Source organism: Geobacillus sp. ZGt-1, assembly GCF_001026865.1.
In the GTDB taxonomy this organism is placed as follows: domain Bacteria; phylum Bacillota; class Bacilli; order Bacillales; family Anoxybacillaceae; genus Geobacillus; species Geobacillus thermoleovorans.
Genome location: NZ_LDPD01000023.1, coordinates 261,631 through 277,223 on the forward strand (window position 1 = coordinate 261,631; position 15,593 = coordinate 277,223).

Below are 15,593 nucleotides of genomic sequence, written 5' to 3' on the forward strand. Positions count from 1 at the left end.
TCGGCTAACGGCAAATACAAGTAAATCGCTCCTTCAAGCCGCTTGCCGTCCAAAAGCGGAACGACGACCGCCATCACGCGGCGTCCGAACCGCTTTTCGTATCCCGTTTTGACAACAGGCTTCCCGGCTAACAATGTTTCCCGGTCGCGGCCGCTGACTAACGCGTCATAGTGGACCGGAAACGGAAAGCAGGCGCTCAGTTCGCGCGGGTTGTCGATCAACAAGATCGTGGCCGTTGATTTTTCGTCATACCATTCGATTTGACGGCGATATGCCTCCGTCACCGCCCCGCCGCGATAGTCGCGGGCGAGGCTCGTCCCTTCCGCGATCAACGTTCGCTCAACTTCTTTCATGTACACCGTCCGGTAAAAATAATTCAGAAGGCCAAAGGAAAACGCCAGCGTCGCCACGACCGCGGCGCCGATCGCCAGCCATAGTTTTTGTCCTAACCGAAGCCGTTTCATGTTCATCCCTCAAACTTGTAGCCGATGCCCCATACGGTTTGGATGTGGCGGGCGGCGTCTTTCAGCTTCATGCGCAGCGTTTTCACATGCGTATCGACCGTGCGGGCGTTTCCTGTATAATCATATCCCCACACTTTGACGAGCAAATCGTCGCGGCTGAACACCTGGCCGCGGTGTTTTGCCAAAAACAGCAGCAGCTCAAACTCCTTCAACGTCAGCTTCACCGCCTCGCCGCCAACGGTCACGGTTCGTCCTTTTTCGTCGATGGCAAGGTCGCCAAATTGCAGCCGGCCGTCATTCTCGCGGACGCGCTGCACCCGGCGCAACACCGCCTCAAGGCGGGCGATGAGCTCTCCTGGGCTGAACGGTTTGACGATGTAATCGTCGCCGCCAAGCTTCAATCCTTTCACTTTATCCCATTCTTCGCCAAGCGCGGTCAAAAACAAAATCGGCACNNNNGACTGCTCGCGGATGCGGGCGCAGACGGCGAATCCGTCCTGTTTTGGCATCATGACGTCCAACAGCACGGCATCAACCGGATGTTGCGAAAGCAGCACCAGCGCTTCTTCCCCGTCCCCTGCTTCGAGGCAACGAAAGCCGGCGTTTTCCAAATACATGCCAACGAGCAGGCGCATTTCTTCTTCATCATCGACGATTAAAACGGTTCGTTCGCTCATGTTCGTCCCTCCCGAATGAATAGCTGCAGCGGGCCGTCTCCCGTCTTCCAACGGGCAAGCGGACGCAGCGTCGCCTCATCGACCACGATGATTTCATCGCTGTCATAACTCGCAATATACAAACGGCTTCCTGCCGCTTCCATGGCAAACGGATTGGCGCCGACAGACGCCGAAGCGAGTTTTTTTCCTTCTTTTGAAAACTGATAGATCGTGTTCGAACCGTGGCTTAGCACAAACACGCCGCGGCCTGTTTCGACAAAATCAACCGGCATGATCGGGGCGGCAATCGTCCGCAACAAGCGGCCGTCTTGAAGCGAATAGACGTGAACATTCTTCTCCACCTTGTTTCCGCTTCCGTGTCCGCCGACCCACAGCTCCCCTTGCCGCTCGCGCATCAATCCGCCTAACGCCATCTTCGGCACAGAAAATGAGCGAATGACACGGAGGCGGCTTGCATCAATGACAAAGGCGCGGCCGTCTTGAAAGTCGATGGCATACAGCTCCGTTCCCTGGCGATTGACAAGCAGCGTCATCGGGGAGCGTCCGACCGAAAGGCGGGCGATCTCTTTCCCGTCCCGGCTCACAACGCGCACCGCGTGATGGGTGCTGTCGCCAAAAAACCACGTGCGGCCATCCGGAGATGGAGCAGCGCTCACAATGCCGCTTCCTATTTTCCATTCGCCAAGCAGCTTCCCGGTCGCGAGATCGTACCGATAGACGCCGTCAAGATCCCGCCCGTACAAAAGAAGCGTCCGGCCGTCCGAGCTCAACGCCCCGCCTTGAAACGGTTCGTTGATGTTCCAACGGGCGATCTTGCCGCCATTTTCCGCGTTCAAAAAGGTGACCGTTTCCGCTTTGACATCGAGGCTGATGACGACAGAAAGCGAATCGGCCACCGGGGGAAACGACGGATTGGCGCAGCCGCTTAGCAGAAAGAAGCAACACAACAACATCCATACGCTCGCTCGTTTCATCTCGTTTTTCTCCTTCGCACGTTCGTTTCTGTCCTCATTATACATCACATTTGTGAAAGAAGTTTGAAATCGCGCCACGCAAAAACCCCCACCGCCAACCGATGGCGATGGGGGAATCGTTAATAAATCGGCGTGTTGTCTTTGTTCATGTTTTCCAAAATCGCTTTGACGCGGGCGAGGAAGCGGCCGCAAATGAGGCCGTCCAAGACGCGGTGGTCGAGCGACAAGCATAAGTTGACCATGTCGCGGATGGCGATCATGCCGTTTTTGACGACCGGACGTTTGACGATCGTTTCCACTTGCAAAATGGCCGCTTGCGGGTAGTTGATAATGCCCATCGACTGCACCGAGCCGAACGCGCCGGTGTTGTTGACGGTGAACGTGCCGCCCTGCATGTCTTCCGGGCGCAGTTTGCCGGCGCGCGTTTTTGCCGCCAGTTCAGCGATTTCGCGGGCGATGCCTTTGATCGTTTTTTCATCGGCGTGCTTGATGACGGGCACGAACAAGGCGTCATCCGTCGCGACAGCGATGGATATGTTGATGTCCTTGCGCTGAATGATCTTATCGCCCGCCCACACTGAGTTCAACTGCGGGAATTCTTTCAGCGCTTGGGCGACCGCCTTGACGAAGAAGGCGAAATACGTCAAATTGAAGCCTTCACGCCGCCTGAACTCGTCTTTGATGGCATCGCGGTAGGCGACAAGATCGGTGACGTCGACTTCGACCATCGTCCAAGCGTGCGGCGCTTCGTGTTTGCTGCGGAGCATGTTCGCCGCAATCGCCTTGCGCACCGGGGTGACCGGAATTTCGATGTCGCCCGCTCCGGCTTCGACGTTCGGGGCCGCTGGTTTGATCGGCGCTGCCTGCGGCGCGGTTGGCGCGGCCGCGGCAGACGGTTGAACGGTTGCGGCGGCTGTGGCCGGTTGTTCCGTTCTCGGTTCCGCTTTTGGCGCGGCTTGTTCCGCCGCCGGTGCCGCTCCCGCTTTCGGAATTTGTCCAGACTCAATGAGCTTCAGCAAATCTTTGCGCGTCACCCGCCCGCCAAGGCCGGTGCCTTCGACTTGTTCGAGGTCAATGCCGTGTTCCTGAGCCAAGCGGAGCACGGCCGGCGAATAGCGGCCGTTGTTTGCCCGGCCGGCCTTTTTCGGAGCGGCTGGCTTGGCGTTGTCTTCTGCTTTCGGCGCTTCATCCGCCGGCTTCGCTTCCGAAGCCGGTGCAGCGCCTTCGACTTCGATCGTGCAAATCGGCGCGCCGACTGGGAGCGTCTCCCCTTCTTTGGCGATCAGCTCGCGGATGACGCCGGCAAACGACGACGGAATTTCCGCGCTCACTTTATCGGTAATGACTTCAGCGATCGGGTCGTATTTGTTCACTTTGTCGCCCGGGGAAACGAGCCATTTGCTGATCGTGCCTTCCGTGACGCTTTCCCCGAGCTGAGGCATCGTCAATTGTTCGATGGCCACATCGATACCCTCCTATCTCTGTTGCAATATCTTTGCCGTGACGTCCCCACGCCGTCTAGGGTTGGCTTCGAGGCCGGCGTTTGTGGGGAATCCCTTCATTAGGATGGAATGATTCCCTAACCGAACATCCCATGTTTTCCTGACGCCTCCAAGCTGGAGACGCCTTTTGTTCATCTGTTAAAACGCCGCTAATTCGCGCATTGCTTTTTCGACTTTTTCTGGATTGATCATAAAGAATTTTTCCATCGTCGGCGCATACGGCATGGCCGGAACGTCCGGGCCGGCGAGGCGCATAATCGGCGCGTCGAGATCAAACAAACAATGCTCCGCGATAATGGCGGCGACTTCGCTCATGACGCTGCCTTCTTTATTGTCTTCCGTAATGAGCAGCACTTTTCCTGTTTTGCTCGCCGCCTCGATGATCGCTTCTTTGTCGAGCGGATAGACGGTGCGCAAATCGAGCAGATGGACAGAAATGCCGTCTTGGGCGACGCGCTCGGCCGCCTGCAAGGCAAAATGGACGCACAGCCCGTACGTGATGACCGTGATGTCATCGCCTTCACGCTTGACGTCCGCCTTGCCGATCGGAAGCACGTAGTCGTCCTCCGGCACTTCCCCTTTAATGAGGCGGTAGGCGCGTTTATGCTCGAAAAAGAGCACCGGGTCTTCGTCGCGAATCGCCGCTTTCAGCAGCCCTTTCACATCGTACGGCGTCGACGGCATGACGATTTTTAACCCAGGCTGGTTGGCGAAAATCGCTTCGACTGACTGCGAATGGTACAAAGCGCCGTGAACGCCGCCGCCGTATGGGGCGCGGATGACGATCGGGCAGTTCCAGTCGTTGTTCGAGCGATAGCGGATGCGCGCCGCTTCAGAAATGATTTGGTTGACCGCCGGCATGATAAAATCGGCAAACTGAATTTCGGCAATCGGGCGCAGGCCGTACATCGCCGCGCCGATGCCGACGCCGACGATCGCCGACTCGGAAAGCGGCGTGTCGATGACGCGCTCTTCGCCGAACTGCTCGTACAATCCTTGCGTCGCTTTGAACACTCCGCCTTTCCGGCCGACGTCTTCTCCTAACACAAACACGCGCGGGTCGCGCTCCATCTCTTCACGAATCGCCATCGTAACCGCATCAATATAGGAAATAACAGGCATCGTCGATTCCCCCTTACTCCTCGGCATACACGTAGCGAAGCGCATGCTCCGGCTCGGCGTACGGAGCCTTCTCCGCGTAGTCGGTCGCTTCGTTCACTTCTTTCATGACGCGCGCTTGAATGTCCTCGTCAAGCTGGTCGGTCAAAACGCCGGTTTCTTTCAAATAGTTGGCAAACGACACGATCGGGTCTTTGGCGCGCGCTTCGGCGAGCTCTTCTTCCGTCCGATAGACGCGGTGGTCATCGTCCGACGAGTGCGACGTCAGCCGGTATGTCACGGCCTCGATGAGCGTCGGCCCTTCGCCGCGGCGGGCGCGGTCGGCCGCTTCTTTCACGACTCGGTACACTTCAAGCGGATCGGTGCCGTCGACCGTATAGCCCGGCATGCCATAGCCGATGGCGCGGTCGGACACCTTTTCGCACGCGAGTTGTTTCGAAATGGGCACGGAAATGGCGTACTTGTTGTTTTCGCACATAAAGATGACTGGGAGTTTATGAACGCCGGCGAAGTTCGCCCCTTCATGGAAGTCGCCTTGGTTCGACGACCCTTCGCCGAACGTGACGAAGGCGACAAAATCTTTCTTTTCCATTTTCGCCGCCAGCGCAAAGCCAACCGCATGCGGCACTTGCGTCGTCACGGGCGATGAACCGGTGACGATCCGGTTTTTCTTTTTCCCGAAATGCCCTGGCATTTGCCGGCCGCCGGAGTTCGGGTCTTCCGCCTTGGCAAACGCCGCCAACATCAATTCTCTCGGCGTCATGCCAAACGTCAGGACAACGCCCACATCGCGGTAATACGGCAAGACATAGTCTTTCGTCCGGTCGAGGGCGAATGCCGCGCCGACTTGCGCCGCCTCCTGCCCTTGGCATGAGATGACGAACGGAATTTTCCCCGCGCGGTTTAACAGCCACATCCGTTCATCGAGCTTGCGGGCCAAGAGCATCGTTTCATACATTTCCAACACCGTGTCATCGCTTAATCCAAGCGCCTGATGACGGTTTTGCGCCATCGCAACAACCTCCCTTAGATTCACATAGTCAACCAATGATCACGCGCCGCGCGCATACGGCGAAATCGGTTAAAAATGAATAGCTTTGCCATCGACCGCCAGCGCCGCTTCCGCCATGGCCTCTGACAGCGTCGGATGCGGATGGATCGCATGCGCCACTTCCCACGGAGCCGCATCAAGCACGCGGGCGAGACCGGCTTCGGAAATCAAATCGGTCACGTGCGGCCCGACCATATGGACGCCAAGCAGATCGTCCGTGTTCCGGTCGGCGATGAGTTTCACAAACCCTTCCGCCTCACCGAACACAAGCGCCTTGCCAATGGCTTTAAACGGAAATTTGCCGACCTTGACATCATAGCCTTTCGCTTTCGCCTCTTGTTCGGTTAAGCCGACCGCCGCCGCTTCCGGACGGGTGTAAATGCAGCGGGGCACCATCGTATAGTCAATCGGCGCTGGGTTGTGCCCGGCCAAATGCTCAATGGCGACAATCCCTTCATGGGCGGCGACATGGGCAAGCTGCAGGCCGCCGATGACATCGCCGATCGCGTAAATGTGCGATTCTTTCGTTTGGCCGAACTCGTTCGTTTGAATATACCCCTTCTCCACGACAATCTCGGTGTTTTCCAAGCCGATCCCCTCAATGTTCGCCTGCCGCCCGACGGAAACAAGCATCTTGTCGGCCGTAAACGTTTTCCGCTCGCCTTGATGCTCCGCTTGGATCGTGACGCCGTTTCCTTTCTCGAGCGTTTCCGGCAGCACTTTCGCTCCCGCGACGATGTTGACACCGCGGCGGCGGAGCAGTTTTTCCATTTCTTTTGACACGTCTTCATCTTCTGTCGGCAAAATGCGATCGGCATATTCGAGCACCGTCACGTCAACGCCGAAATCATTAAGCATGGACGCCCATTCCATGCCGATCACACCGCCGCCGACGATCAAGATGGACGAGGGGAGCGTCTCCATTTGCAACGCCTCATCGGACGTCATCACGAATTCGCCGTCCGGCTCGAGCCCCGGCAGCGTGCGCGGGCGCGAACCGGTGGCGATGACGACGAATTTCGGGACGAGCATTTCGTTTTCGCTGCCGTCGTTCATTTCGACCGACACCGTCCCCGGCAGCGGGGAAAAGATCGACGGGCCGAGCAGGCGGCCGGTTCCGGCGTACACATCGATTTTCCCTTTTTTCATCAAATGCTGCACGCCTTTGTGGAGCTGCTCAACAATCGCCGCTTTGCGCGCCTGCACTTTGGCAAAATCAAGGCGCACGCCGTCGGCGATGACGCCAAACGCCTCGCCGTTTTTCGTTTGTGCGTACACTTCGGCACTGCGAAGCAGCGCTTTGGACGGAATGCAGCCAGCGTGCAGGCACGTGCCGCCGAGCTTCCCTTTTTCCACAACGGCCGTTTTCAACCCGAGCTGCGAGGCGCGAATGGCGGCCACATAGCCACCCGTTCCTCCGCCGAGAATGACGACATCGTATTCTTTTGCCATCTTGCCTTCTCCTTTCTGTCCGTTGCCGCATCAGCGCCGGGCTGGAACCGGCGAAACGGCCTTGCCTGGATACACTTTTTCCTCTTCTTCGCCGCGCAGGACGCGAAGCGCGCCTTCAGCGAGCGCCTGCAGTTCGTTTTCGCCCGGATGGACGATGACATCGGCGATCCATTGCACGCGGCGAGTGATCTGTTCGACAAACGATTTGCCATACGCCAGTCCGCCGGTCAAAATGATGGCGTCGACTTTGCCGGAAAGCACGGCGCTTGCCGCACCGATTTCTTTCGCCACTTGGTACGCCATCGCCTCATACACGAGCTTGGCCTTTTCATCGCCGGCTTCGATCATTTTCTCGACTTTCACCGCATCATTCGTGCCAAGATAACCGACAAGGCCGCCGCCGCCGACGAGCATGTTCATGATCTCTTCGCGGTAATATTCACCAGAGAAGCATAAAGCAACCAAATCGCCCGCTGGCACCGTCCCGGCGCGCTCCGGGCTGAACGGGCCTTCGCCGTCAAGGCCGTTGTTGACATCGACGACCCTTCCTTGCTTGTGGGCGCCGACCGTGATGCCGCCGCCCATATGGGCGACGATCAAGTTCAGTTCGTCATACCGTTTCCCAAGCTGCTTGGCGACGCGGCGCGCGACCGCCTTTTGGTTTAAAGCATGGAAAATGCTGCGCCGCTCAATGAGCGGAAATCCGCTGATCCGGGCAATTGGATCGAGTTCGTCGACAACGACCGGATCGACGATAAACGCCGGGATGTTTAAGGCCGAGGCGATCTCATGCGCCAAAATGCCGCCGAGGTTGGACGCGTGCTGGCCGGAATATCCGCGCCGCAAATCTTCAAGCATCGCCTCATTGACGCGATACGTTCCGCCTTCGATCGGACGGAGAAGCCCTCCGCGGCCGCAGACGGCGCTCAACTTGGATAAATTGATTCCTTCTTCATCCAGTGCTTGCAAAATCGTTTGCTTGCGGAACTCATACTGGTCCGCGATCGTTTTATATTGCCGAAGCACGTCCGCCTCATGGCGGATCGTTTTTTCGAGCAATGGCCGTTCGTTTTCAAAGACGCCGATCTTCGTTGAAGTCGAGCCTGGATTGATCGTTAAAATGCGAAACTTCTGCTCTTCCATCGTTGCTGTCCCTCCATCATCCGCCGGCGGGGCGGAAGGCCGCCCCTCGCCACTATTAGCGGGCGCGGCGGCGGCTTAAAATATGATGGCCGTTTTGCAAAAATTGGCTGCGCGCTTTGCGCATCGTTTCAATTCGTTCTTCGGCCATCCGGTCAGCGGCCACATACGTTGGAATGTTGTCACGCTTGGCGATGGCAAACACTTTTTCGATGTTGTCATAAATTTGCTCGATTTTTTTCATCGCCCGTTCACGGTTGTAGCCGTACAGCTCATCGGCGACGTTGATGACGCCGCCGGCGTTGATCACATAATCTGGTGCATAGACGATGCCCATTTCATGGATCATGTCGCCATGGCGCGGCTCTTTCAGCTGGTTGTTCGCCGAGCCGGCGATCACTTTCGCTTTCAGCTGCGGAATCGTTTGGTCGTTGATGATGCCGCCGAGCGCGCATGGAGCAAAAATGTCGCACTCCACGCCGTAAATGTCGTTCGGGTCGACCGCTTTCGCCCCAAATTCCTCGACCGCGCGCGCCACCGCTTCCTTGTTGATGTCGGTAACGATGAGTTTCGCTCCTTCTTCGTGCAAATGGCGGCATAAATGGTAGGCGACATTGCCAACCCCTTGGACGGCGACAACTTTTCCTTCAAGCGAATCGCTGCCAAACGCTTCCTTCGCCGCCGCTTTCATCCCGCGATATACGCCGTAAGCCGTGGCCGGCGACGGGTTGCCGGATGAGCCGAATTCCGGCGAAATCCCGGTGACATAGTCCGTTTCCTGATAGATGATGTCCATATCGGCAACGGTCGTGCCGACGTCTTCCGCCGTGATGTAGCGGCCGTTCAGCCCTTGAATGAACCGGCCGAACGCGCGGAACATCGCCTCGTTTTTATCTTTGCGCGGATCGCCGATGATGACCGTCTTGCCCCCGCCTAAATTAAGGCCGGCGGCCGCGTTTTTGTACGTCATGCCGCGGGCGAGGCGCAGGGCGTCTTCAAGCGCCTCTTCTTCCGAATTGTACATCCACATGCGCGTCCCGCCGAGCGCCGGGCCGAGCGTCGTGTCATGAATGACAATGATCGCCTTCAATCCGGATTCTTTGTCTTGGCAAAACAACACTTGCTCATAATCATATTTTTCCATATATTGAAACAGTTCCATCACTGATGGCCTCCTTCATCTATTTCATTTTGCTGCCGAACAAATAGCAAGCGCCAACGAATACAGTTTGCTTTCCGCCGAGTCGGCGCGCGACGTCAACACGATCGGCGCCTTCGCCCCAGCGATGACTGCGCCGACGCGTGCGTTCGCAAAATAGACGAGCGACTTATACAGCATGTTGCCGGATTCAATGTCCGGCACAAGCAAAATATCAGCCTGTCCAGCCACTTCGCTTTCAATCCGCTTATGCTTCGCCGCCGCCAGCGACACCGCGTTGTCCAACGCAAGCGGTCCGTCAACAAGGCAATGTTCGATTTGCCCCCGCTTTTGCATCATTGCGAGCGCCGCTGCATCAAGTGTTGCCGGCATGGCCGGATTGACCGTCTCCACCGCCGCCAGCGCCGCGACTTTCGGGCGCTCGATGCCGATGGAGCGCGCGATGCTGACGGCGTTGTTGACAATTTGCACCTTTTGCTCCAAATCCGGAGCGATGTTCATCGCCGCGTCGGTGACGATGACAAATCGTTCAAACTCCGGCACCTCAAAAACAGCGACATGGGACAACACCTTCCCAGCGCGCAACCCATACTCCTTGTTCAAGACCGCTTTCAGCAGCGTTGCCGTCGGCACATGCCCTTTCATCAACGCATCCGCCTCGTTCAAATGGACGGCGCGCACGGCAAGCTCTGCGGCTTGCCCGATCGAATTCGCATGAACGACATCGACGTCGGAAAAGCGGGCGCATCCTTTTTCCTTCAACAGCCGTCCGAGCCGCTCCCGATCGCCATAAAGCACAAAGCGTCCGAGACGGTGTTCGAGCGCCATCGCCACCGCTTCAATCACTTCTTCATCTTCCGCCGCCGCCACGGCCACCGTCCGGTCCTGGCATTGTCTTGCTTCTTGCACTAACGATTCAAGCTTCATCATCTGCACCAACCTTTTCTGCAAATCGTGCGGCACAGTCTTTTTATGCAAAAACTGTGCCAACCAAAAATGACTGAAAGCGCTTTAAAACACACTACCTTCGCAAACAGATATGTGCAATATTCTTCACTCCGCGCAAATTATTGCATGATATTTTTGTCAAGCCCGTATTTCTCCAGCTTGTAATATAAATTGCGCACCGAAATGCCAAGCGCCCGGGCCGCCGCTGTTTTATTGCCGCGATGGCGGCGAAGCGCCTGCTCAATCAAGCTCGCTTCGTATCGGCTCACCATTTCCTCAAGCGGCCGAATCTCCTCTTCCGTTTCCACTCGATGAGCCGGCACTGACGAAGGCGAAGCGAGCGGCGGCAAATGCGTCGCATCGATCATCACTTCATGAAATTTCATGAAAATCATCGCCCGCCCGAGCACATTTTCGAGCTCGCGGACATTTCCCGGCCAATCATAGGCAAGAAGCTTCGCCATCGCTTCATCCGTGACACCTTCGACGTTGCGCCCGTAATCTTGGTTCAGTTTCTGGATCAAACGCCGGCAAAGAGCTGGAATGTCTTCCTTGCGGGCACGCAGCGGCGGAATATAAATCGGCATCCGATTGAGCCGATAGTATAAGTCTTCGCGAAAGGCGCCTTCGGCAATCGCTTTTTCAAGGTTGACGTTCGTGGCGGCGATGACGCGGACGTTGATCGGGATCGGCTTCGTCCCGCCGACGCGGACGATCTCCCGCTCCTGCAAGACGCGGAGCAGCTTCGCCTGCGTGCTGGCCGACAGTTCGCCGATTTCGTCAAGGAAAATGCTTCCGTTGTTTGCTTCTTCAAACAGCCCTCGCTTGCCTCCGCGCCGCGCGCCGGAAAACGCTCCTTCCTCATAGCCAAACAGTTCGCTTTCCAATAATGTTTCCGGAATGGCCGCGCAGTTGACGCGGATAAACTTGTTATACTTTCGGTCGCTCGCGTTGTGAATGGCGTGGGCGAACAGCTCCTTGCCCGTCCCTGATTCCCCCCGCAGCAAAATCGTCGCCGGTGTTTTCGCCGCCAGCTTCGCCTGCTCGATGGCAACCTTCATCTCTTCCGACTCGCCGACGATGTCGGCAAACGAATATTTCGCCTCGAGCGTGCGGATGATTTGCCGCGCCCGATTGAGCTCAGTCGTCAGCCGCTGAATTTCTGACACATCATGAATGACGCCGACGCTCCCTTTCAATACGCCATCAACAATAATCGGCGCAACATTGACGATGACATCCCGGTTTTTCGGGCCGACTTTCATGCGCGCTCCGCGCACCGGGCGGCGCGTTTTCAATACTTGCATATGCATGCTTTCCCCTTCGGCGATGTCGGCGGTCGCCGGTTTGCCGATGACNTCTTCCTCTGTCAAACCGGTGAGCCGTGTATACGCCGGGTTGATCAAAATACCGTTCCCATTTTCATCGACGACGGAAATCGCCTCTTCCGACGAATAGATGATCGCTTCGAGCATCATGCGGACTTCTTTTAAGTCGGTGATTTCTTCCGCCAAAGCGACAAGCTCGGTGATGTCCTTGAATACCGCGAGCGCCCCAAACAGTTTGCCATTGTCATCGATGATCGGGATGCGGGTGGTGATCAATTTTTTTCCATTGGCCAGCTCCACTTCTTGATGAAACTCCGTCTGCCTCGTTTCGAGCACGCGCGGCAAGCCGCTTGACGGCAGAACGGTCAAAATATGCTTGCCGATCACTTTGTCTTTATCGACTTCAAGCAGCTCCGCCGCGCTTTGATTCATATCGGTAATGTAACCATATTCATCAACGACAATCATGCCATCGTGGGACGAATGAAAGATGAGCGCGCGCCGAGCCGCTTCGCTTTTCAATTTGGCGATGAGCGCTTCTTTTTCTTCAACGAGCTCGGCCATCATCTGCGCGACTGCACTTGGGACAATATTGGCTCCCTCTGGCGCCAATCGACGGATTTCCTCAAGGACATCCGCCCTGCCCGTCGTTTCAATGATCAAATCAAGCGGCTCGGCCATCCATGGACGCCAGTCGCTCGCAGCAGCGATGCCCCATTTTTGCGCCAGTTGCACCCCCGGAGCTTGTTCATCGACGTCAACAACCGCCACAACGTCAAATCCCGACGCCCCGTGAAGCAGCTTCAAAAGCGACATTCCGCGCGAGTCAGCCCCAATGATCATCACTTTTTTCATGTCCATTCACCACACTTTATAGTATGCCAATTTTTGCAGACACTTTTATCATACTTGATTTGCTCTTTCCTTGACAAACGCCCAATAACCGCTATGATAGTCGATAAGGCTACTCTTTTCGGAAAGGAACGCGATCGCGATGGGGCGAATGATTGCGCTGTTGATTTTAGTCATTCCCGGGCTTGGAGCGGCGCTTGGCATCAAATGGATGCGCGATGCGTTGTTTGGCATCAACGGGCCGCTGTTTTCTGCCTTATGGCTGCAATTTCTCGCCGGGCTCGCGCTGTTTGCCGCTGGGCTGGCGTTTCTCGGCGGTTTTTTGCTGCACCGCGACCGGAAACGCAACAAAGTGCAGGCGCGTTTTCAACGAAAACGAAAAACGCCTTGACCCGGAACGTTGATGCCTATTACACTGGGAAAACATCCATTTCAAGGCAAACAAAAAATGCCTTAACGTCTCTCGTTAAGGCGTTTTCTCTTTCCATTGCTTCGCTTGGCGCGGGTAGTCGGTGAAGACGGCGTCAACGCCATAAGCAAACATCGTTTTCATCACATTTCGCTTATTTACCGTAAACGGGCGGACCGCCACCCCGCGCCGCCGCGCTTCGGCGGCAAATTCCGCCGTCACCGTCCGATAGTGCGGATGCACCCCGTCGGCGTTCATGGCACGCACATACGTCCATGGGGCATACAGCGGCTCAATGTACAAGAGCGCCGTCTCGATTTCCGGTGCAAGCGTTCGGCAAAGGCGCATGCTATGATGATTGAACGATGACAAAATCGTCCGCTTCTCAAGCCCATAGCGGCGCACGAGGGAGATCGTTTTTTGCTCAAGCGTTTCGTAGGCGATGAGGCTATTTTTCAGCTCGATGTTGACCGCCATCCGTGTTGATGACAGCCAAGCAAGCACTTCCTCAAGATGCGGAATCGGACAATGGCCGTGTTTGCCGTCCCACATGGCCGCCGCGTTCAATCGGCGCAGTTCGCGGTACGTGATGTCTTTCACCCAGCCGCTGCCGTCCGTCGTCCGGTCGACCGTTTCGTCATGAATGACGACCACTTCGCCGTCTTTTGTGAGCTGCACATCCAATTCAATGCCGTCCGCTCCCGCTTTTTCCGCCTCGATAAACGCCGCCATCGTATTTTCCGGGTGCGTCCCCGCCGCCCCGCGGTGGGCAAAAATCAATGTCATTCTGCCTTCTTCCTTTCGCATTTATTCGCCGTTCAGCCAACGAGCTGGCCGAAACCGGCGGTCGTTCGTTATACTAAAAATAATACTATGAACAAACGAGGTGGAGATGATGCAGCCGTTGAAAATTTCGCTGGAAACAGCGCAAAAGCTGGCCAAAGCGCTCGGCGTGCCGATCGAGCAGATCATGCATATGCCGCCGCACATTTTGGTGAACAAGCTGCTGGAATTGGAGAAAAAAGAAAAAGAAAACGACCCATCTTAACCGTCTGGCCCTTGGCGGTAAAGCCGCCTCTGTGCACCACACCGGCGCAAGCCACGTTCCCCCTTTTTTCGTTCCAGCAAGCCGCCAAACGGCAAAAAAGACGCCCCCGATTGCGGAGCGTCTTGCCGCTTTGGCTATCATTCGTTTTCCGTTACGATGCTTTATGCTCAAGCCGGAGCTTATCGGCCACCATGGCGATGAATTCCGAGTTTGTCGGCTTTGCCTTCGAGACGCTCACCGTATAGCCGAACAGCGAGGAAATCGATTCGAGGTTGCCGCGGCTCCAAGCGACTTCGATCGCATGGCGGATCGCCCGTTCAACCCGGCTTGCCGTTGTGTTGTATTTTTTGGCGATGTCCGGGTACAGCACTTTCGTGATCGAGCCGAGCAGCTCGATGTCGTGATAGACCATGGCGATGGCCTCGCGCAAATACAAATAGCCTTTAATGTGGGCTGGAACGCCGATTTCATGGATGATGCTCGTAATGCTCGCGTCCAAGTTTTTCGGCTTGTTGTCGCGCACTTGGGGCGCCGGGGCTGCTTTCCTCACAACCGGCGTCGTTTTGCCGTAAACTTGCCGAATATGGTGGACTAAGTTTTCCATGTCAAACGGCTTTAAAATGAAATATGAAGCCCCGAGTTCAACCGCCTTTTTCGTCACGTCTTCCTGGCCGAACGCCGTCAGCATAATGACATTGGGCTGATGTTCGAAGCCGGCGCGGATTCTCTCCAAAACAGCCAGTCCGTCCAAATGCGGCATAATGATGTCCAACAGCAAAATATCCGGCCGCTTTTCCTCAAGCATCTGCAGGCAGTCCTGACCGTTGTACGCCGTGCCGATCACTTCCATGTCCGGCTGGCTCGAAATATATTCATCAAGCAATGACACCAATTCGCGATTATCGTCGGCAATGCACACTTTAATGCTCAACTTGATCGTCCTCCCCCACATTTTCTTCCTATGTAACTTTCCGTTAACGTACATTCGACAGCAGCAGCAAAAAATCCTTTTCTTTTTCACAAATTAACGCAAAATAAAAATTATAGCAAAAGATGAGCTCTTTAGACAATATTCGTTTTTTTAACCATGTATTTGTCGAAAAATCTTTACATGTTCCATTTTAACGGATGTTTCACCAAATATCTATGCCCAATCGGCAAAATATTTGCCGTCTTTTTTGAAAAATTTTTGGGCTGCAAAAAAGCGAGCTGCCTCGCGGTCAGCTCGCCTTTTTTTGACGGCCATATAGATCGATTCCTGCTTCTTGCAGCATCCACTCAATATGGACGCCGTATCCCGATGTCGGATCGTTGACAAACACATGCGTCACCGCACCGACAAGTTTGCCGTCTTGAATGATCGGGCTGCCGCTCATGCCTTGAACGATGCCGCCCGTTTTCTTGAGCAGGCGCGGATCGGTGACGCGGATGACGAGTCCTTTTGTGGCTGGAAACTTTTGTGGAACGTTG

15 protein-coding genes and 3 pseudogenes are annotated in these 15,593 nt (G+C 55.9%); 2 read left to right on the forward strand and 16 right to left on the reverse strand.

What is annotated here, in order from left to right:
* The 13 genes and pseudogenes from VU18_RS20050 to VU18_RS20065 form a co-directional block, all read right to left on the reverse strand.
* Positions 1–464: pseudogene (locus VU18_RS20050) on the reverse strand (two-component sensor histidine kinase); the annotation flags it as partial.
* Positions 465–466: 2 nt separating this feature from the next.
* Positions 467–919: response regulator transcription factor (locus tag VU18_RS10015; RefSeq protein ID WP_236687355.1), on the reverse strand; the 453-nt coding region annotated here is incomplete at its 5' end.
* A 4-nt stretch (positions 920–923) separates the two neighbouring features.
* Positions 924–1,141: pseudogene (locus VU18_RS20055) on the reverse strand (response regulator); the annotation flags it as partial.
* On the reverse strand, positions 1,138–2,115 hold the full coding sequence (locus VU18_RS10020) for a YncE family protein (protein ID WP_047758052.1): 978 nt from the start codon (positions 2,113–2,115) through the stop codon (positions 1,138–1,140). The gene VU18_RS10020 and the pseudogene VU18_RS20055, both read right to left, overlap by 4 nt.
* A gap of 119 nt (positions 2,116–2,234) precedes the next feature.
* A complete protein-coding gene (locus tag VU18_RS10025) occupies positions 2,235–3,578 on the reverse strand; it encodes a dihydrolipoamide acetyltransferase family protein (RefSeq protein ID WP_011231858.1) in 1,344 nt (447 codons plus the stop codon).
* 177 nt (positions 3,579–3,755) lie between these two features.
* Positions 3,756–4,739 (reverse strand): alpha-ketoacid dehydrogenase subunit beta, encoded by a 984-nt coding sequence (locus VU18_RS10030; protein ID WP_011231859.1) that lies wholly within the window; start codon positions 4,737–4,739, stop codon positions 3,756–3,758.
* A gap of 13 nt (positions 4,740–4,752) precedes the next feature.
* Positions 4,753–5,748, reverse strand: a complete 996-nt coding sequence (locus VU18_RS10035) for a thiamine pyrophosphate-dependent dehydrogenase E1 component subunit alpha (protein ID WP_011231860.1) — start codon at positions 5,746–5,748, stop codon at positions 4,753–4,755.
* Positions 5,749–5,817: 69 nt separating this feature from the next.
* On the reverse strand, positions 5,818–7,239 hold the full coding sequence (gene lpdA, locus VU18_RS10040) for a dihydrolipoyl dehydrogenase (protein ID WP_011231861.1): 1,422 nt from the start codon (positions 7,237–7,239) through the stop codon (positions 5,818–5,820).
* A 30-nt stretch (positions 7,240–7,269) separates the two neighbouring features.
* Positions 7,270–8,382, reverse strand: coding sequence for a butyrate kinase (gene buk, locus VU18_RS10045; protein WP_011231862.1), 1,113 nt, complete (start codon positions 8,380–8,382; stop codon positions 7,270–7,272).
* A gap of 55 nt (positions 8,383–8,437) precedes the next feature.
* Positions 8,438–9,541 (reverse strand): leucine dehydrogenase, encoded by a 1,104-nt coding sequence (locus VU18_RS10050; RefSeq protein ID WP_011231863.1) that lies wholly within the window; start codon positions 9,539–9,541, stop codon positions 8,438–8,440.
* Positions 9,542–9,565: 24 nt separating this feature from the next.
* Positions 9,566–10,465 (reverse strand): phosphate butyryltransferase, encoded by a 900-nt coding sequence (gene yqiS / locus VU18_RS10055; protein ID WP_011231864.1) that lies wholly within the window; start codon positions 10,463–10,465, stop codon positions 9,566–9,568.
* Positions 10,466–10,605: 140 nt separating this feature from the next.
* Positions 10,606–11,844 (reverse strand): sigma-54-dependent Fis family transcriptional regulator (locus tag VU18_RS20060; protein ID WP_236687356.1); only part of this gene is annotated, 1,239 nt, incomplete at its 5' end.
* Between the two features lies 1 nt (position 11,845).
* A pseudogene (locus VU18_RS20065) lies at positions 11,846–12,669 on the reverse strand (PAS domain S-box protein); the annotation flags it as partial.
* 139 nt (positions 12,670–12,808) lie between these two features.
* On the opposite strand from VU18_RS20065, the gene VU18_RS10065 reads away from it, so the two are divergent.
* A complete protein-coding gene (locus VU18_RS10065; protein WP_011231866.1) occupies positions 12,809–13,057 on the forward strand; it encodes a DUF2627 domain-containing protein in 249 nt (82 codons plus the stop codon).
* Positions 13,058–13,132: 75 nt separating this feature from the next.
* Here VU18_RS10065 and VU18_RS10070 read toward each other — a convergent pair whose 3' ends face one another.
* Complete coding sequence (locus VU18_RS10070) at positions 13,133–13,861, reverse strand: glycerophosphodiester phosphodiesterase (protein ID WP_011231867.1); 729 nt, start codon at positions 13,859–13,861, stop codon at positions 13,133–13,135.
* A gap of 109 nt (positions 13,862–13,970) precedes the next feature.
* Between VU18_RS10070 and VU18_RS17445 the strand changes: the two genes are divergently transcribed.
* On the forward strand, positions 13,971–14,123 hold the full coding sequence (locus VU18_RS17445; RefSeq protein ID WP_011231868.1) for a YycC family protein: 153 nt from the start codon (positions 13,971–13,973) through the stop codon (positions 14,121–14,123).
* Positions 14,124–14,274: 151 nt separating this feature from the next.
* On the opposite strand, the gene spo0A is transcribed toward VU18_RS17445, so the two are convergent.
* Complete coding sequence (spo0A, locus tag VU18_RS10075) at positions 14,275–15,054, reverse strand: sporulation transcription factor Spo0A (RefSeq protein ID WP_033009424.1); 780 nt, start codon at positions 15,052–15,054, stop codon at positions 14,275–14,277.
* A 289-nt stretch (positions 15,055–15,343) separates the two neighbouring features.
* The coding region (locus VU18_RS10080) for a SpoIVB peptidase S55 domain-containing protein (protein WP_047758053.1) at positions 15,344–15,593 on the reverse strand (250 nt) is incomplete at its 5' end.